Annotated in this window: 19 protein-coding genes; 17 read left to right on the forward strand and 2 right to left on the reverse strand. The window is 58.8% G+C overall.

All coding sequences use genetic code 11. The features are described from left to right. Positions 1–2: 2 nt before the first annotated feature. Complete coding sequence (locus ACVWZP_RS06705) at positions 3–1,340, reverse strand: alginate export family protein (RefSeq protein WP_177029631.1); 1,338 nt, start codon at positions 1,338–1,340, stop codon at positions 3–5. A 235-nt stretch (positions 1,341–1,575) separates the two neighbouring features. Here ACVWZP_RS06705 and ACVWZP_RS06710 point away from each other — a divergent pair, with 235 nt between their 5' ends. From ACVWZP_RS06710 to ACVWZP_RS06790, 17 genes are all read left to right on the forward strand, one after another. Continuing rightward, entirely contained in the window at positions 1,576–1,968 is a 393-nt protein-coding gene (locus ACVWZP_RS06710) for a DUF6152 family protein (protein ID WP_046383311.1), read from the forward strand. Positions 1,969–2,032: 64 nt separating this feature from the next. Beyond that, complete coding sequence (locus ACVWZP_RS06715; RefSeq protein ID WP_201022212.1) at positions 2,033–2,815, forward strand: hypothetical protein; 783 nt, start codon at positions 2,033–2,035, stop codon at positions 2,813–2,815. Between the two features lie 32 nt (positions 2,816–2,847). Further along, entirely contained in the window at positions 2,848–4,338 is a 1,491-nt protein-coding gene (locus ACVWZP_RS06720; RefSeq protein WP_448124006.1) for an alpha/beta hydrolase domain-containing protein, read from the forward strand. Between the two features lie 22 nt (positions 4,339–4,360). Next, entirely contained in the window at positions 4,361–4,840 is a 480-nt protein-coding gene (locus ACVWZP_RS06725) for a DUF6644 family protein (RefSeq protein ID WP_457369584.1), read from the forward strand. A 32-nt stretch (positions 4,841–4,872) separates the two neighbouring features. Further along, positions 4,873–5,361: a DUF6644 family protein gene (locus ACVWZP_RS06730; protein ID WP_108524037.1), complete on the forward strand. Its 489-nt coding sequence runs from the start codon at positions 4,873–4,875 to the stop codon at positions 5,359–5,361. Next, positions 5,361–6,062 (forward strand): DUF6162 family protein, encoded by a 702-nt coding sequence (locus ACVWZP_RS06735; protein ID WP_288077895.1) that lies wholly within the window; start codon positions 5,361–5,363, stop codon positions 6,060–6,062. The genes ACVWZP_RS06730 and ACVWZP_RS06735 overlap by 1 nt, the downstream gene beginning before the upstream one ends. Beyond that, complete coding sequence (locus ACVWZP_RS06740) at positions 6,059–6,991, forward strand: metal ABC transporter solute-binding protein, Zn/Mn family (RefSeq protein WP_457369585.1); 933 nt, start codon at positions 6,059–6,061, stop codon at positions 6,989–6,991. The genes ACVWZP_RS06735 and ACVWZP_RS06740 overlap by 4 nt, the downstream gene beginning before the upstream one ends. A 23-nt stretch (positions 6,992–7,014) precedes the next feature. Beyond that, positions 7,015–7,695, forward strand: coding sequence for a metal ABC transporter ATP-binding protein (locus ACVWZP_RS06745; protein WP_052735786.1), 681 nt, complete (start codon positions 7,015–7,017; stop codon positions 7,693–7,695). Continuing rightward, entirely contained in the window at positions 7,692–8,597 is a 906-nt protein-coding gene (locus tag ACVWZP_RS06750) for a metal ABC transporter permease (protein WP_046383304.1), read from the forward strand. The genes ACVWZP_RS06745 and ACVWZP_RS06750 overlap by 4 nt, the downstream gene beginning before the upstream one ends. A gap of 17 nt (positions 8,598–8,614) precedes the next feature. Continuing rightward, entirely contained in the window at positions 8,615–9,589 is a 975-nt protein-coding gene (locus ACVWZP_RS06755; RefSeq protein ID WP_457369586.1) for a metal ABC transporter substrate-binding protein, read from the forward strand. Between the two features lie 29 nt (positions 9,590–9,618). Further along, positions 9,619–9,942, forward strand: a complete 324-nt coding sequence (locus tag ACVWZP_RS06760; RefSeq protein WP_046383303.1) for a hypothetical protein — start codon at positions 9,619–9,621, stop codon at positions 9,940–9,942. A gap of 8 nt (positions 9,943–9,950) precedes the next feature. Continuing rightward, positions 9,951–10,775 carry a DUF4198 domain-containing protein gene (locus ACVWZP_RS06765; RefSeq protein WP_457369587.1) on the forward strand — a complete coding sequence of 275 codons (825 nt, stop codon included), beginning with the start codon at positions 9,951–9,953 and terminating at the stop codon, positions 10,773–10,775. 486 nt (positions 10,776–11,261) lie between these two features. Next, entirely contained in the window at positions 11,262–12,380 is a 1,119-nt protein-coding gene (locus ACVWZP_RS06770) for an acyl-CoA dehydrogenase family protein (RefSeq protein WP_052735785.1), read from the forward strand. A 2-nt stretch (positions 12,381–12,382) separates the two neighbouring features. Then, positions 12,383–13,765, forward strand: a complete 1,383-nt coding sequence (locus ACVWZP_RS06775; protein ID WP_457369588.1) for an acyl-CoA dehydrogenase family protein — start codon at positions 12,383–12,385, stop codon at positions 13,763–13,765. A 3-nt stretch (positions 13,766–13,768) separates the two neighbouring features. After that, complete coding sequence (locus ACVWZP_RS06780; protein WP_301556257.1) at positions 13,769–14,575, forward strand: acetoacetate decarboxylase family protein; 807 nt, start codon at positions 13,769–13,771, stop codon at positions 14,573–14,575. Between the two features lie 61 nt (positions 14,576–14,636). Beyond that, a complete protein-coding gene (locus tag ACVWZP_RS06785; RefSeq protein WP_457369589.1) occupies positions 14,637–15,428 on the forward strand; it encodes an SDR family oxidoreductase in 792 nt (263 codons plus the stop codon). A gap of 296 nt (positions 15,429–15,724) precedes the next feature. Continuing rightward, complete coding sequence (locus ACVWZP_RS06790) at positions 15,725–16,744, forward strand: AraC family transcriptional regulator (RefSeq protein WP_457369590.1); 1,020 nt, start codon at positions 15,725–15,727, stop codon at positions 16,742–16,744. 68 nt (positions 16,745–16,812) lie between these two features. Here the strand turns inward: ACVWZP_RS06790 and ACVWZP_RS06795 are convergent, their stop codons facing one another. Next, the gene (locus tag ACVWZP_RS06795) at positions 16,813–18,705 is read right to left on the reverse strand and encodes a sigma 54-interacting transcriptional regulator (protein WP_046383297.1); all 1,893 of its coding nucleotides are present in this window, start codon (positions 18,703–18,705) and stop codon (positions 16,813–16,815) included.

Genomic DNA, 18,705 nt, shown 5'->3' on the forward strand with positions numbered 1-18,705 from the left:
ACTCAGAACGTCGCCCACACAATGAACTGCATGTACGTGTTGGTTGATGCGTCGCCGCTCTGGCGGCCACCGTTGCCCAGCCACTTCTCCGGCTTGTAGAAGCCCACCAGCGGCGAAAGCGTGATGTTTTCCGTGACCGCCCAATCCAGAAACAGGTCGACCTCCTGCGCAGCGAAGTCCAGCTCATGGCGACGGGAAAGCTGGTGGTAGTCGAACGCCATCGCGTTAAGGGTCAACTTCTCGGTCGGCTTGACCGAGAGGAGTACATCGTTGATCTGCATGTTCGAAGTCACGGCGCCCGCATAATTAAGCGCAATTTCCCCCTGGAGGCGTTTGCGATAACCGCCCTGGAACAGGAAGTCCCAGCCTTCGGAGTAGCGCGAATAACGATAGCTGACGGTCGGTTGCCATGGTGCATCGACGAACGTGTAACCCGCGTCGAAAAACATCGCTCGCTGTGAGCCCGAACGTTTTTCCTGGCGGGCCACCTCGAAGGCAAAATCGGCGTTCTCGATTCCAGCATTGCCCTGCCCACGAATGCTGTAGACGTTCATGCCCTTGCGCTCAAGCCGATCTGCAAAGGCATATTTCTCATCCACATCCAGGCCGTGTACGTAGGTCGAACCGATCGAACCAATGGGGGTGGTGTAATCGATAGTGCCCACTGCCAGTTCGGTCTTGGACTGCCCAGCGTTGTCGGATTTCAGCCATATCAAGCTAGCGTGCAGCCCTTCCTTGCCGCCCAACTTCAGCACCGCTGTGTTGCCGAACGCCAGGCGTTGACCAAGGTAAAAGGCGCCACCACGGTTAAACCGGCCATCATGCACGCCCTCAATGGGGTTGAATGCGTTACCCGCGTCGAATCCATCGTCGGTAATCAGAAAGCCGTCCACCGTGACAATCTGGCGCCCGAAAGAAAAATCCACGCCATCCTTGCCCAGGGCGGGTAGCAGGTCGCCGGATCTCCAGCCCAGGAACGCGTCTTCCACAGCGGTTCGTCGCTCATTGCCCGCCGTGGTCGCCCCCATGTCTCCGTCCCCCCATGACCCGCTGCTAAGCAGGCTGAAGCCGCCATACACCGAGCCGGCGACGATCTTATCCGTGGAACCAGTGAGACCGTATTTGACGTAACCCTCCTGCCAGTGCATGCCGCCGGGTTGTTTTTGCGGATCACCGAGGTAGTTATGGGTACTGCCAAACCAGCCAAATGCAGCGCCCAGGTCGGCGTTCAAAACGGTTGTACCGTCATCTTCGTTGTAAAGCGTGTAGGCATGTGCCTGTGAGCCGACTGCACAGAGTGCAACCAGCGACAGTAATGGCGCGTAGGGGGGGATGCGCATGACGTCTCTCCTGTTTTTATAGTTGTGAGGCGAGGCACGAGTGTTCCCGTTTGGGCCGTGAAGCGGTAACCCAAATCAGCACGTAAAGGCATTTGCTCCCCCCTCCTTCGTCACGCACCACCTCACTGGTGCAACAACCTCCCTTTGCTCAATAGTTGCCGTTTTGGGATACGGCTTCTGAGCGCGTCCGCCCTATGCTGGGCCGATAAGAACCATAAAAAACGAGGCACCCGTCATGACCGCTTTATTACCCTTTCGCTTATTCCGTCAGGGGCTTTGTCTTCTGACCCTCATCACCTGCAGCGCACTGCCACCTGTTGCCAGTGCCCATCATTCATTCGCGCTGTTCGACCAGACCCAGACAACCACGATCAAAGGTGTCGTCGAGCGCTTTGCCTGGACCAACCCTCACATCACGATTTACGTCGATGTGCCCGGTCCGCCCTCCCAACGCTTCAAGATCGAGACGGGCAGCGTCAACGCGCTGCAACGAACGGGTTGGACGGCCAACTCGATCAAGGCTGGCGAGACCGCCGAGGTGTCCTTCAAACCGTTGAAAAACGGCGAGCCGGGCGGGCTGCTGGTGGAGATCAAGATCGGTGACGTGGTGCTCTCGGGCGGCGGCTAAACGCAGCCCCTCCCGAATGCGACAACAACAGAACTGGGCAAACCAGCAACGCGGAGACATTTCAATGAAACCAGCACGTACCACCCACACAGCCATGCTCCTCCTGGGCGTGGTCCTCGCGACCTTCGCCGGAATGAGCAGCGCTGCCACGGCATCGAAAACCCAAACCGACAGGCACAGCGTGGCCACCCGGCCGGACATCAGTGGCACCTGGGAAAGAACCCCGGACGACTGGTTCGGCGAGAACCCGGACGATCCGGTTCACCCCGGTGGGCCGATGGACCTCAAGGCGTCCTACGCCGCCGAGTACGCCGAACTCAAGAAGAAAGAAGCCGTGGCCAACGCAGCCGGCACGCCGATCGCCACCACCAGTTCCAGGTGCCTGCCCGAGGGCATGCCGACAATGATGGCGGCGCTCTTCCCGATCCAGATCATTCGCGATGACAAGCAAGTGATCATCCTCGGCGAGTATCTCCAGCAAGTGCGGCGGATTCTCTTGAACCAGGCCATGCCGCCCACAGACAAACTCGACCCGAAGTACCAAGGCCATTCGCGCGGCCACTGGGAGGGCGACACGCTCGTGGTCGAGACCCAACGCGTGCGAACGGACGTGCGCTTCTACGACGTGCCCCACGGGCCGGCGATGAAGATCACCGAACGCATCCGGCTGCGCGGGCCGGATCACCTGGAAAACCAGGTCCTGATCGAAGACCCGCAGGTACTCAACACCCCCTATCGCTTTACGTTTGAGTACAAGCGCTCCAACTACGCCATCCAAGAGTACGTGTGCGAGAACAACCAGATCGTGATCGACAGCGAGGGCAAGGCATCTCTGAGCCTTGAGTGAATCTGCCCATCCCCCCTGCTGGAGCTTTACGAATGGAACGCCTGATCCCCATCAGCCTCAGCGTCGTGCTGTCGCTGTGCATCGCGTCGAACACCTTCGCCGAGGTGCCGCGCATGCCCACGGCCATCGCGGTACCGCCCTCGGACAAACCGCCGCTGTCGTCGGCAAAACGCCCGGGCACCGAATACAGCGACCTCGACCGGTACGGCTACATCGAGCAAGAGTACTACCTGCAAGGCGTCGCCCCGGCCATTACCGCCGCCGGCAAAACCCTGTTGGAAGCGCCTTACACCACGCGCATTCTAGTGCGCAAGCCGGCGGACCCAGCGCACTTCAATGGCACGGTGGTGATCGAGCCATTCAGTTGGTTCGGCGAGCGTGGCGCAGGCTGGATCCTGACCCGCGACTATCTGCTGCGGCGCGGCTACGCATACGTCGGGTACACATTGAATGTGAACAAGCCGGCGGTAGATCCCAAGTTCATCTCCGACACCCCGGCGGCTGAGGCCGAACAGATCGCCCAATACGGACAGATCGTGAACTTCGAGTTCATGCGCCGCTTCGACTTCGCCCGCTACGCACCGCTGGGCACCTATTACGACCCGGCGCACTTCACGCGGGGCGAAGCACCCGACCCGTTTGCGCCCCAGTCACAAGGGATCGGCGCGCAACTGGCGTTGCTGCTTAAAACCAACGGGGCACAGGGCCCGTTGGCGGGCCTGGATGTGCAGCGCGTCTATGTGAATAGCTGGGCCGTCACCGCGCAAGTGTGGATGGACTATCTCGACCAGGGCCGTCACCAGCAATGGCGCATGCCCGACGAAACGCCGCTGATCGACGCCTATATGACCGGCCGCATGGCCTATGGAGAAGTGGGCGGCGAGGTGATCCGGGTGCCACGCCAGATGCCCGCAGGCGTGCCGTTCGTGACCGTCTACAGCCAGTCCGAACTGATGCACGACGTGATCGAAGGCATCCCGCTGCCCGCGGACACCGACGCCCCGCAGCTGCGCTACTACGAAGTCACCGGCATGCCCCATCTGCGCCTGGCCGACCTCGGCACGGAGCACACCGAAAAGCTCGCTGCCGACATCGGCAAGGGCGACGACCCGCGCTGCCGGACGCTGTACGACGAACCGGTTGAACTGGTGGTCTCGGCGTTGCTCGATGGCATGGACCAGTGGGTACGCGACGGCAAACCGATGCCCAACGCCCCCCGGGTGGTACGCGACGGCAAGGCCGCTGCCCGCACGCCCGCCACCGGCAACCTGCAAGGCGGCGTGCGCCCGCCGTGGATCCAGGTGCCCAGCGCCAGCTACCTCACCGATCAAGAGAGCGGCTGCGGGCTGATCTACGACACCAAGGTGCCGTACTCCAAAGAAGAGCTGGGCCAGCGCTATGGAGATTTCAGCCGCTACGCACAGAAATTCGAAGACGCCAAAGCCGTTTCGATCCAGCAAGGGTACTTGCTGCCGGAGGATGCGGCGCGATTGCATCCGATCGCAACCCCTCAAGATTTCTAACCCACTGCGGGAGAAAAAGCCGATGTCCTCTTCACTCATCATTGCCTGGATCTACGCGTCACCGTTGAGCACTGCCATCCGCGACATCCTGTGGGTCATCCCCACCGTGCAGAGCATTCATATCATCGCCATCACCGTGCTGTTTGGTTCGGCGCTGATTTCCGATCTGCGACTGGCGGGCGTGTTCGCCAGCGATGAGCCCTTGCGCGGCATCGTATGCCGTTACTACCCATGGATGCGCAATGCACTGATCGTGCTGTTGTGCACCGGGTTACTGATGATCATCGCCGAGCCTGATCGGGTGCTCGTCAACTCGACGTTCTGGCTGAAGATGGTCCTGGTGGTGACCGCGTTCAGCTTGACCTGGTTGCTTCGCCGCCCGCTGCTGCGCTCTGCCGGCAGTGACGTCGCGTCGAGTTCCGTCAAGGCGTTTGCGTGGCTGTCGATCGGTTTGTGGTGCGTCGTGATCATTTGCGGCCGCTGGATCGCCTACACGATCTAAGCGTTTTCAACCCAAGTTCTCAGGTATTCGCCATGAATATTCAACCTCTGCTGCAAGCCGTCCAGGACACTCCGGTCGCAACGTTCATTCGCGAGTCAGGCTCGGCGTTCCCGATGCTGGAGTCGGTACATGTGATCGGCATCGCCATCGTCTACGGCAGCATCGCGGTGGTCGACCTGCGTCTGCTGGGCGTGGCCGCCCACCGGCGCGGCGCGCTGAAGCTGACCCAGGATTTGCTGCCGTACACCTGGGTCGCGTTCGTGACCTGTGTCATCACTGGCCTGCTGATGTTCTGCGCCAATGGCACGACCTATGTGCAGAACACCGCGTTCCTTTTCAAGATGGGCCTGTTGATGCTGGCCGGGATCAACATGGCGATTTTCCACCTGGGCGCCTTTCGCCGGATTGCCGAATGGGACACGACGCTGCCGCCTCCCCGTCAGGCGCGTATCGCCGGCTTCAGCTCGTTGCTGTTGTGGGCGGGCGTGGTCTTTCTGGGCCGCTGGATCGCGTTTCTCTGATGGCGCGCCCGACCATTGCCGTCACGCGGGTGCGCCCACGCTCCAGCGGTTGGGAGTCGCTGGCGTTGGTGCTGGCGACTCTGACCGTCATCGCCGGCGTGGCCGGCTATGTGCTGCTGCGCCCCGAAAGAGTTGGCCCGCCGACCCCGTTGAGCTGGCAGGTGCGTTCCTTCGATGGCTTGGGCGCGGTCGATCAGGCCATCCACAGCGCGTTGTTACCGGCCGGTGAAGAAATCATCTGGACCAACAACGATACCGGCGGCTGGATCACCCTAGAGCGTGCGCAGGAGCTGTTGCTGCCGCCCTTCTACCGGGATGCCTTCTGGAAAGCCAATGGCGAGGTGCACTGGCAATTGATCCTGCCTGGCTCCCACCTGGCCCATAAGGGTGGCGACGACGATGCCACTGCGGCGGACCAGACCGTCAACGCCGTGTCCCAGGCCACCCTGGGGCAAGGTGCAACGGTGTACTACGGCTCTGGCGGCCATGCACCGGGCCAGAGCGCCTATTTGCTGATCATCGGTCACGCCCATGCCGGGGTGATGTGGGCCAACCAAGCGACGATCTGGGTCCACCGAGACCCGAACGCGCCCTACCCCGCCATCGTCAAGCCCGAATCCCTGGTCGGCGAGGGTTGGCGCCAAGTCATCCCTTACGACGGCACCAGCGAAATCGAACGCGTAAAAGGAACCCAGCCATGACTGTTTCTATGAAACAACGCGCCTTGTGGCACCGTTGTATCGCGCTGTTGGTGCTGATATTCGCCATCACGCTCGCCGGCCCGGCCTTCGCCTCGGCAAAGAAACTCAGGATCGGCATCACCCTGCATCCCTACTACAGCTTCGTGGCCAATATCGTGGGTGATCGGGCAGAGGTCATTGCGCTGATCCCGGCAGAGGCCAACCCGCACAACTACCAGCCGCAGCCCGATGACATCACCCGCGCGATGAATGTCGATGTGCTGGTGGTCAACGGCATCGGCCACGATGAGTGGGCCTTTCAGATCATCAAGGCCGCCGGCCGCACGCAAACACTGCCGATTATCCAGGCGAATGCCACAGTGGCGCTGATTCCCATCGGTGGCGACCAGGAAGGGGTCAAGGTGGTCAACCCGCACACCTTCGTGTCCACCACGGCGGCGATCCAGCAGGTGTTCGAGATCGCTCGCCGGCTGGGAGAGCTGGACCCGGACAACGCTGCTGCGTATCGAAAAAACGCCCTGGCGTATGCCGGCCGTATCCGCGAGCTACGCGCAGGCTTCATGACGCGCTTCGCCGCGCTGGACCTGTCTTCGTTCCGCTGTGCGACGACCCATGCGGGCTACGACTACATGATGCAGGAGTTCGGCCTGTTCGTAAGCGCTGTGATCGAGCCGCGCCACGGCGTCGCCCCGACAGCACGCCAACTGGCCAACACCATCGAGGCGATCAGGAAGGCCAACGTCAAAGTGCTGTTCGCCGAGAAAAACTTCTCCCTCGACCTGGCCAAACCCATCGAAGCCGCCACCGGCGTGAAGGTGTTCGCCCTGTCCCATATCACCGGCGATACCTACAGCGCGGACGAGTTCGAGGTGGCGATGCGCGAGAACCTCAAAACCCTGGCGCAAGCCGTTGAGTACACCCAGCAATGAATGCGCTAAAGGAGGAACACGCGATGCGCGGCCCCGCCATTGTGTTCGACAACGTCTCCCTGCGGCTGGGAGGTACGCAGGTACTCGATCAGGTGAACGTGCACATAGAAGCCGGCGCCTTGCACTGCCTGGTCGGCCCCAACGGCGGCGGCAAAACCTCACTGGTGCGCGCGCTGCTGGGCCAGATGCCGCATTCGGGGACGATCCGCTTCGAAGGTGAATTCACCACGCCCATAGGGTATGTCCCGCAATTGCCGGACTTCGACCGCAACGTGCCGATGACCGTCAACGATCTCATGGCCTTGCTGGGTCAACGCCGGCCCGCATTTCTGGGTGCAAGCCGCGCCGCCAAGGCGGCCAATGCCGAAGCCCTGGCGCGTACCGGCATGGCGGGGATGGGTAAAAAACCCTTTGGCAGCCTGTCCGGCGGCCAGCGTCAGCGCGTGCTGCTGGCCCAGGCGATCAGCCCGATGCCTTCGCTGCTGATCCTCGATGAACCGACCGCAGGGATCGACGAGGCCGGTGTGCGCCTGGTGGAGGCGCTGGTGGCCGAGCTGAACAGCCGTGGGGTGACCATCCTGTGGATCAACCACGACCTCGAACAGGTCAAGCGTATCGCGCAGTCAGTGACCGTTATCAACCAGCGGGTGCTGTTTCACGGCCCCGCCGATCAGCTCGACAGCCGAGTGGAGGCCATTCGATGAATGCCTTGTACGACTTCATTCGCGACCACCTCCAGGCGCTCGCCGCGAGCCATGTGTTACCGCAACCGTTCGAATACGAGTTCGTGATCAATGCGCTGATGTGCTCAGTGCTGATCGGGCCGTTGCTGGGCGTGCTGGGCTCAATGGTGATGATCAAGCGGATGGCGTTCTTCAGCCAATCCGTGGGCAATGCTGCAATGACCGGCGTGGCCATTGGCGTGCTGCTCGGCGAGTCCTATACCTCGCCGTACTTTTCGATGTTCGGCTTCTGTCTGCTGTTCGCCCTGACCCTCAAATACACCCAGCACCGCACCACTCTGGCCAATGACACGCTGATCGGCGTGTTCCTCTCCATCTCGCTGGCGGTCGGGGCTTCATTGCTGCTGTTCGTGTCAGCGAAAATCAACACGCACGTGATGGAAGGTGTGCTGTTCGGCTCGATCCTGGCCGTCGACCACACCGACATGAACGTACTGCTGGGCGTGACGGTGATTTGCACGCTGATCGGGCTACCCCTGTACAACGGCATGTTGCTCTCCAGCCTCAACCCGAGCCTGGCCCATGCGCGCGGTGTGAAGGTGCGCAGCGTCGAGTACCTGTTCGTGGTGCTGGTCACCCTGGTAACGGTCGCCTGCTTGAAAATCATCGGCGCCGTACTGGTCGAGGCCTTGTTGCTGATACCGGCAGCCGCGGCCCGCAACATCAGCCGCTCACTGTCGGGCCTGGTCGCGTGGGCGGTCGTGATCGCGGCCTTTTCCTGTGTGGTCGGCATCCTGGCACCGATGCAGTTCCATATTCCAGTCCCCACGGGCGGCGCCATCGTGATCGTCGCGGCCTTGGTGTTTGCGTTAACCACCCTCATCCGCGGCACCGCGCCGCAGTTCAGAGGGGCCAGCGTATGACACGGTTCACCCCATCCATGTCCCCCTGGCTAGCCCTGCTGGTACTGCTGCTGGGCGGCACGCCGTCAGCGTTTGCGGATGCAGGACAGCAACAAGTTCTGGTCGCCCTGCCGGCGCTGTATGCGCTCACCTCGGCACTCGGCGAAGGCACCCACATAGAGGTAGTCCGTGTGCCGCCGGACGCCGAAGTGCCCATGGAAAGCCAGGCCAACGCTCTGTCACGCCTGGAGCCGGCCGTGTTCCAGAAAGCCGCCGCCGTGGTCACCGTGAGCAGCCTGTGGCGCGCAGACCCGCTGTATGCGACGGCCCGGCGCCACAACCTGCGGATCGTCGAGATCGATGCGTCGCACTCATGGGACAGCTTCAAGCCCGGCGTAGCCGTGACCCGCGAACCCTCGAACGATGTTCCCTGGGCTGGCGCCCGCAACGGCGAAGGCGGCCTGTCGCCCTACGCCTGGCTTGGCCCGGTCAATGCCATGCGTATGTCAGCACTGATCGCGGCCGACCTGGCACGCCTGTCCCCGGCCGACGCGCCCCGGATCGAGCGCAACCTCGCCGCACTCGACGGCCGACTGCGCCAACTGAAGGCCCACTACGGTGACCGGCTGCTGAAGGTGCCGGACCTGCGCGTGCTGTCGCTGGCGAGCGAGCCGATCTACCTGTTCGGCGAGTTCGGCGTGTATGTGGACGGTTGGTTCGTGCGTCAGGACATCGACTGGACTGACGCCGACCGCGCCGCCCTGACCCGCTACCTGCGCGAGCGTGATATCCGCGTGGTGGTCCATAAGTGGGCACCTGACGCCAAGACTGCACAGGCCATAGAGCAAGGGGGCGCACGCCTGCTGATCCTGGATATCGGCAACCCTGGCCTGCTCGCCAACAACACTAACAGCTACGAGGCGCTGCTGAGTTTCAACCTGGACGCCTTGCTGGCGGCCTTCGCGCCGGCCGGTTCCCCTGAGGCTGGCGTTCAAGCAGCAACGCCCCAGTGATCGACTTCGACCATGGAGACTGAAACCAGATGAAATCGCTAGATCTAGTCCACCCGATACTGCTGGCAACTGCACTGCTGTTCTGCCAGGCCGCCTCGGCCCACGGCCCCGTTTTCGACTGCTATATCGAGAACGATGACTGGGTGAAGTGTGAGGCGGGTTACACCGACGGCAGTTCCGCCGCGGGTCGAAAAATCCATGTCCAGGACACCAGCAACAAGGTGTTGCTCGAAGGCACTGTCGACAAAGACAACAGCTTTACGTTCCGGGCCCCGGCTGGCGCCTACTCCGTCGTGTTCCTCGGCGGAGAGAACCATGGCGCCACGATCCAATCCTCCGACATTACAAAGTGAAAATGACCATGGCGATCAAACGACGACTGCTTCAAGCCCTTGCCGCCGTGACCTTCGGTTGCATGGCGTGCGCCGCACAGGCCCATTTCCAACTGCTGTATGTGGAAGAAACAGCGCTGCCGCGCGCGGACAACCTGGAATTCGCGATGGTGTTCACCCACCCGTTCTCCGCCGGGCCGACGATGGTCATGGGGCAACCCCTCGCCTTCAACCACGTCAGCTCCCATGGCGGGGAAAAAATCGACCTGCGCAAATATCTGCGGCCTGTGCAGTGGCAGAGTCGGGATAACCAGGCGACCGCTTATCGTGCGTCGATCCCACGGGAATTGGTGCGCTCGCTAGGTGACCATGTCTTCGTACTCGAACCCGAGCCCTACCTGGAAACTGAGGAAGGCATCTACATTCAGCAGTTCACCAAGCTGATCGTCAATGTGGGTGGCGTACCCGGCAATTGGTCGGAACCGCAAGGCGCGCCGGTGGAAATCCAACCCCTGAACAAACCCTATGCCAACTGGACAGGCGGCGTGTTCCGCGCCGTAGTGCTTGCCAACGGCAAACCCGTTCCGTTCGCTGAGGTCGAAATCGAATACCTCAACCATTCCGTCGACATCAAATACAACGCCTTCGGCCAGAAGGACTATGTCACGCCCCCCCAAGCCTCCTTCAAATCCATGAGCACGTATTCGGATGCCCAAGGTATCGTCACCATCGGCCTGCCCCGTGCCGGCTGGTGGGGCATTGCGGCGCTCAACATCGGCACAACGAAAACCCATAAAGGCAAACCCCTGTCGCAAGACGCCGTACTGTGGGTGCAGGCCAGAGATATGAAATGACAACAGGCCATCGGGGGGCTGTGCTGGTCTACGGCAAACCTGCCCCTCGATGAGGCCTGCATTCATTCAGTGACACCGGTTACGGTCACATCATGCTGCGTGCTTCCATGCTGGCCATTACTCTATATCCGAACGCTGGCAGAAGCTGATTCGTTGCGAGCCGGGCCAAGCGCTGACAACGGGCCAGACAACGAGGACAGCACCAATGCTTGCCGCATCGGAATCGTTTGCGTATGGCAAGCCCACTCCTACACGTTCATCCAGACTTGCTCTTCAGGCCTTGAATTTGGCCTAAATTCTAAAGCAAATGTCCCCCCTGATAATTCCTTAAAGCCCCCCATTGTTCCTATCCTCTATCCCATCCGAGGCCGCCCTATCTACCAGGCGGTTCGACGTTTGAAAGCGGCCGTATTCGATCCAGATTGCCTAAGGATCGGACTGGCGCTCAGCCCATAACAATAATTCGCGGGTGGTGATGTCATAGCCATGAACACCGAAGATATTTTGCCTCTGCTTGATGAAGTAGGTCGTTTCGCAAAAGAACGTGTTTGGGTCTCAGCGGAGCGACCCGAACATCCCGTCTCCACCCAGTGCCTTGAGACGCTGACAAAAGAAGCTGTCGAACTTGGCATTATTTCCCTGTCCACCAGTGAGGATGGATTTGGGATCTGGGATCACACCGATACCGCCGAAACCATGTTCTTCAACATAGGGGGGCTCAGGCATCTGGGCCGCGCCAACCCTGGCATTGCCTTCTCCTGGCATCGCAGTGGCTTGGCCCATGGCTTAGCAAAACAGCTCGGCTTCACGCTCAACCAAGAGCGTCTCCTCGCCTCCACACTATCTATCGTCGGACACTACGGCCTTGGTCGCTACAGCCTGGCGCGTTGGATCAAGGGTTCGGTAATGCCGCCGGAAGACCAAAACACACTCAGTGACTGGTTGTGTCGGCAGCGACATGTCAGCCCTATTGTCGCGGCAGAGGGTTGGCAATCTCTGATTTGGCCCGAGTGGTGTGACGGACAAATCGTCTGGCGCCTGAGTACCAGCGCTGAGGCGGTTGTCACTCGATGTGAGGCTCAACATGGTTTCGACGAGTTATCGAGTTACCTCGTGCAGGGGGGCGCGTATGCGCAAACCCGCAGTCTTGATGCAGCAGGATCCCGAAACATATATGAGCGCCTACTTAAGGCTGAATGCATTGGATTGATGGCAATTGCGGTGGGGGCTTTGGAGCGAGGGCAAACCCTCGCCGTCGAGTATGCCGCCATTCGCAAGCAAGGAAGCAAGCGTATCGATCACCACCCAGCCGTACAGTTCATGCTCGGTGAGGTGGAGATGACGCTCCAGCACGCAGAAGCAGTGCTCAGCATGTTGACGCGCCCGCTCGATGAGCTGGATTTAGGCGTGGTGTTGTCCATGCGAGCGAGGCTGCATGAAAGCCTCTGCCAGGCAGCCAACCATGTCGTACAGGTGCACGGAGGCATTGGATACATGCGCGAGTGTGGGGCAGAAAAGATTGTCCGCGATCTGAACATGCTCAAGTTGCAAAGCGGTGGCACGAGAGAGATCCCTTTATTCCTTGCTGCATGGATGGAGAAGTAACCATGTCCCTGAATATGCACCTTGATGGGCATCTGCCATCCAATCATCAACTCTCGCCACACTGGCAGTATGGCGAGTTTTCAGCCCTCGCTCGACCGTTCACCCACTACGTTCGTGGGGATTTGTGGGAAACCGATACAGCTCGGCTGCCAAAGGCGCTGGCCAAGATTCGTCGCTCCGCGCGCCTCTTCGCCGATCAGCATATTGCTCCCCTGGCCAGCGAAGTGGATTTAGCAGCACACCTGCCGGTCGGTGAATGCCTACCCGTAGTCCAACGACTTCTGGTTGAGGCGGGAAAAGCCGGATGGTTGAGCTACTTTATGCCGGCACCGCTCGGAACCATGCCGTGGGGGGCCGTCACTCAACCGCCGATTTGGCAGTGCACGCTAGTCGTTGAGGAGTTCAGCCGCGCTTGCGGCGGCCTGATGTTATTGCTGTCAGCGCATCACCTCGGCTGCATGCCATTGCTTCTTTCCGGCAGCCTGGGAACTATCACGCGGCACCTGGCCCCGGTATACCGCAGCTGCCTGAGCGGTGACCCGCATCTAGTGGCATTTGCGATCACCGAACCCGGTGCAGGGTCGGATGCAGAGGAAGGTCATGGCGCAGAAACCTATCGCCCCGGCGTAATAGCGACGCCGACACAAGGCGGCTTCCTCCTCAATGGCCGAAAGTGCTTCATCAGCGGCGGAGATCTTGCAAAGAGTACAACCGTGTTTGCGGCGCTCGACGGCGAAGGAATGGACTCGTGGACGTGCTTCTACGTCGATGCTGATAGCCCGGGTTACAGCGTTCCACGTATCGAACTTAAGATGGGGATGCGAGCTTCCGGCGCCGCCGAGCTTGAATTTAATGACGTCTTCGTTCCCCACAGCCGGGTCATCGGTGGATTGCGCAAAGGATGGGCACTCAACAGAGCAACCCTCAACGCCTCCCGAATGCCTGTTGCCTCCATGGGTGTTGGCTTAGCGCGTGCAGCCACAGAGATCGCCGTTGACTTCGCACGCACGTACAAGCTTGGCGGTAAAGAACTCATTCACTACCAAGACGTGCAACTGCACCTTGCAACGATGGTGGCGGAAACCCGTGCCATACGCAGCTTGGTTTGGCAGGAGGCAAAGAGCGCCTGGAAACCTCGTCAGTTGCATGCATCCCTTTGCAAGTTCCACGCTACTGACCGGGCGCAGCATGTCGTCGAAATGGCGATGGATCTCTTGGCTGATCATGGTGGTCTTCATGAACAAAAGATCGAAAAGATTTTCCGGGACATACGTCTGACACGGATTTTCGAAGGCACCAACCAAATAAATCGCTTATCGCTCATAGAGGATTGGCAGGAGCAGATTCTGCCGCTCAATCCACATAACCCTATTGTTGGAGTTTGAGTCATGACTACCTTGCTCCAGGATCCATTCTTTCAGTACCCCTTGACGCCGTTCGAAAGCTCGGAAGGTAATGTTGACCTACCCATACTTTATTTCGACAACTCCAATTTCATGGCCATGTTTGAGGTCGAGTTCGAAATCGCAAATGCCTTCCTCAAGGATGCGGGTGTAACTGCCGTTCAATTCGCCAAGGGGAAAGCATTGGTGGTTGTCGGCTTCTACGAATACAGGAAAACAGCGATCTCTGCCTACAACGAGGTCGGTGTAGCCATAGCCTGTGCTCCCAACGGCGTACAGACGCCGCACTGTCCACTGCTTTCGCTTTATAAGTCCTTGGACAAACAACAGATTGGATTCCATGTGATCGATTTGCCCGTCACCACTCAAGCAGCGTGCGCAGCGGGAAAAGAGATCTGGGGATACCCTAAATTCGTTACTCCCATCGGATTTTCGTTGGAGGCGAAGCGCTTTAAAGGAACGGTAAGCGATCCCGAATCCGGGGACACTATGGTGGAGCTATCTGGAGATCTAGGTATAGGCCTACCAGCCCCGCAGCTGGACTTGGTTCTGTACTCCCACCACAACGGATCGCTGCTGCGCACGCTGATCAACACCCGCGGTGGCGGCAGAAGCTGTCTTCCAGGATCGCTTCGTCTGAAGCTCTCAAACAGTACGCATCCAATGGCGCAGCGGCTTGCCCAACTGGGACTGGCCAATGCTGCGCCGAAAATGGTTTTCCATAGCCATGGGCTGCAACTTCGCCTGAATGCAGGGGCGGACATTACGCATGCTAGAGGCATTCACACGTGAACGCGTGGAGGCTGAGGCTGCTAACACATACGCCAATGCCTCGTTACAGGGACCTTGATTCATGACAGCGGCTCTTATCGAGAAGCGCCAGAGCATTTTCATTACGGGTGCTGCAAGCGGAATCGGCCGAGCAGCCGCGCGATTGTTTGTAGAGCGCGGTTGGTTTGTCGGGCTGGGTGATATTAATAACGCGGCGCTTGCGGAACTGAAAGCTGAGTTAGGTGCACAGAATGTGCTTTCGATGCAATTTGACGTCGCTAGCCCGGAAGAATGGAGTCAAGCCCTTAGTGAATTCCATCGACGCACGGGGCGACTGGATGTGTTGCTTAACAATGCCGGCATTTTGATTTCAGGCCCATTTGAGTCCAGCCCGCTTGAACGCCACCACACGGTGATCGATATCAATATCAAGGGACTGCTTAATGGTTGCTATCTGTCCTTGCCGTATTTAATTGGCACCCCAAGCGCTTGTGTTATCAATCTATCTTCGACCGCAGCAATCTATGGCCAGGCGTCATTGGCTACTTACTCAAGCACAAAATTTGCCGTGCGCGGATTAACCGAAGCGTTGAACATTGAATGGCAACGTCATGGGATTCGCGTGATCGACATCATGCCGCCCTTCGTGCAAACCGACATGATAAAGGGTATGAATGCCCGCAGCATGGAGCGTCTTGGTGTTCAATTAACCCCCGAGAATGTTGCCGAGTCGATCTGGGCGGCAGCCAATGACCAAGGAGATTTTAGCAAGCCTCATCGTCCGGTTGGTTTCATCGCGGCGTGGCTTTTTCGCTTGACGAACCTGGCGCCGAGCAGACTTCGTCGGTATATCGCAATGAGGATAGCTACCTAGTAACGAATAATCTGGTAGCCATCCAATTAGTTAACAAACTTATCACCACAGAAGTTTTCGCCATCACCACCAATACCAAAACACAACTTCACTAATGCAGTCTTCTGTTTCATGTTTCATCAGGACAGGCTGGTTTGTTATTAATAGCATCCAGTATCATTTCGCACCTGAGACTGTCAGGATGGCATTGACACCGCAATGACAGGACAAGTATTAACGCTATTTAAAGGAATGACACGTAGTGGCAATTGCTTTAGTATTTAGGCCATTACTCTATCTAAAAAAGAGCCTGCCTGATGAGCTTCTGGGACTTCACCCGCGACGTCGGTAGTGTGCGACTTCTCGTCGAGATCGGACATAACCTAGGTATGAGTGCAGCCACATTGTTAAGAGGAACAGGCCTCTCATTCAATCAGCTAAGGGACCCTAACGTGCAGGTATCCGCTTCGGCTGAGCTTCGCGTGATATCCAACTTGTGTCAGTCTTCGTTGTTACCGGAGACGCTGGGATTCCAGGCCGGTTTGCGTTACAGCTTTTCCACCTATGGTCTGTGGGGATTTGGTCTTATCAGCAGCGCTACCTTAGGCGATGCGATGACTCTGGCCCTGCGCTTTTTACCACTGACTTATGCCTTCACGTTGATCTCCTTTCACCGAGATGGAGAGCTCGGTGTACTGAGTTTCGGAGAGCCCGAATTGAAGGATGAGCTTAAGCGCTTTCTGGTAGCGCGAGACATGGCAGCAGCGTATGTACTCATGCGAGAGCTCGCCGGAAGCGGTTTCTTGCTAGAGCGATTAACACTGCGCAACTCTCTTCCCAGGCATGCAAAACTGGAAATCAGTCCAGAGAGCTTCGGAGGGGCTCATCCACGATTTGGAACAGACATAAATAGCCTCGCGTTCGGATTGAGGTTTCTCGAACATCAGCTCCCTCAAGCCAATCCTGTGACTGCTTTGATGTGTGCTCAACAATGTAGCGAGCTATTGGAAAAACGCCGTGTGAAGGCAGGTACAGCGGGCATTGTCCGTCAGTATCTCAGCATTGCCGGAAGTATGCCGCCGGATCAAGTATCCATGGCCAAACTGATGAACACCAGTGAGAGAACCTTCAAGCGTCGTCTCAGCGAGGAAGGTACTTCATTTCGCTCGTTGCTCATGGAGGTCCGCTATGCAATGGCCAAGGAACTTCTGGAAAGTCACTCGCTATCAATGAGAGATATTGCGGAGCGGTTGGGATTCAGCGACGCCTCAAGCTTTTCTCAGGCATTCAAGCGTTGGCATGGCTGTGCGCCCCAGCGTTACCAAAAAAATCGCTGAGCAGAGGACGTCTGCGTTGCTTCTGACTACACCTACTCCAATCGAAAGGTTCGGAGCATTTTTCTGGATCAATCGAGCGCCATTTTTTTCAAGCGTGATGCCAAGGTCGTCGGCTTGATCCCCAGCAACTGCGCGGCACCGTCCTTGCCGAACATCTTGCCGCCGCAGGCCGCCATTGCGGCGCTCAAATTATCCCGCTCAAGTGTGCGCAACTCCTGCTCGGTCATGATCCGTACATTGTCCTGCACCGCGGCCACCTGTGTGGACGTCGCGGTATTGGGCAGGTCGATGTTCAGTTCCGCTCCGGTCGCGGTAATCAACGCGCGCTCGATGACGTTTTGCAGTTCGCGGATATTGCCTGGCCATTCGTAAGCCTGCAGGCGCGCCATGTCGCCCTTGTTCAAGCGATGACCGGGCATGTTCAAGCGGGCACCAATGAGCTGGAGAAAATGCGAGGCCAACAATGGCACATCGGCACGACGCTCACGCAGGCTCGGGGAGTGAACGGGGAATACATTGAGCCGGAAAAACAGGTCTTCGCGAAAGCGCTTGGCCTGCACTTCCGCACGTAAATCGCGGTTGGTGGCGGCAATGATCCGTACATCCACACTGCGGGTTCGTTCCTCACCGACCCGTTCGAACTGCCCTTCCTGCAACACACGCAAGAGTTTGCTCTGCAACTCCAGGGGAATCTCGCCAATCTCATCCAGAAACAAGGTGCCGCCGTTGGCCAGTTCGAAGCGGCCGACACGATCACGTACCGCCCCGGTGAACGCGCCACGCAAATGGCCAAAGAATTCGCTTTCAAACAGTTCTGCCGGAATCGCCGCACAGTTGACCCGGATCAGCGGCTGATCCCGACGCTTGCTGGCCTGGTGAATGGCCCGGGCAATCAGTTCTTTACCTGTGCCTGATTCACCGTGGATCAATACGTTGGCATCGGTCGGGCCGACCACATCTATCTGCTGGACGATCTTCAGAATCGGCTCGCTCTGCCCGACGATATCGCGGTAATTGTGCTCAATATGAATTTCCTCCTGCAGGTAGGCGTTCTGCTCTTCGAGTCGCTGCTTCAGGGTCTTCAATTCAACCAGCGCGTTCTGCAACTGCAACTCGGTGGTGCGCCGCTCGGTGATATCACGAAACACCACCACCGCCCCGATGATGCGGCCGTCACTGATTACCGGCGTGCTGGTGAACTCCACGGCAAACGATGTGCCATCGCGCCGCCAGAACACCTCTTGCCGGCCCTCATGCACCATGCCGTCATGTACGGCCTTGTAGATCGGACAGTCCTCCACCGGATAGTGGGCGCCATCGGCATGCGTATGGTGATGGATACGATGGATATTCTTGCCGATCATTTCTTCGGGCGCCCAGCCCAACATGCGGGCACCGGCTGGATTGACGAAGGTCGCCAGCCCATCGCTGTCGATGCTGTAGATACCATCGCCCACCGAACTGAGCAGTAGTTGCTTGTCACGCTCGGTCTCCTGAAACAGGTTCAGGATATTGCGCCACTCGATAAGGCCACCACGCATGGTGCGCTCGGTTTCAGCCTGATCGCGCTGGTAGCGCTGCTGACTCTTTTCACGCAGCACCAGGATCAGTTGCTGTACGCCCTTGACCAGCAGGCGGGTGGCGGAGATTTCCAGCTCGATCCGCTCGCCACTCTTGCAATTGCAACTGAGTTCATCGGTCCAGCCCCGCCCTTTGTCCATGACCGCCTGGGTAAACACGATCAAGTCCGCCAATTGGTGGCCGAACAGCTTGCTCACGGGAAACTCCAGCAGCTCCTGGCGCGGGTAGCTGAGCAACTGGCAGGCCGCGATGTTCAAGTCCACGAAGCGGTCGTTATAAGGGTCGAGTAACGCAATGGCTTCGGCACAGTGCTCGAACACCATATGACGTGAGGGGTAGGCCAGGTCGGTCCAGCCGTCGAGGGAGTCAGTGTCACGCAT

This window comes from Pseudomonas sp. TE36184, assembly GCF_054060055.1.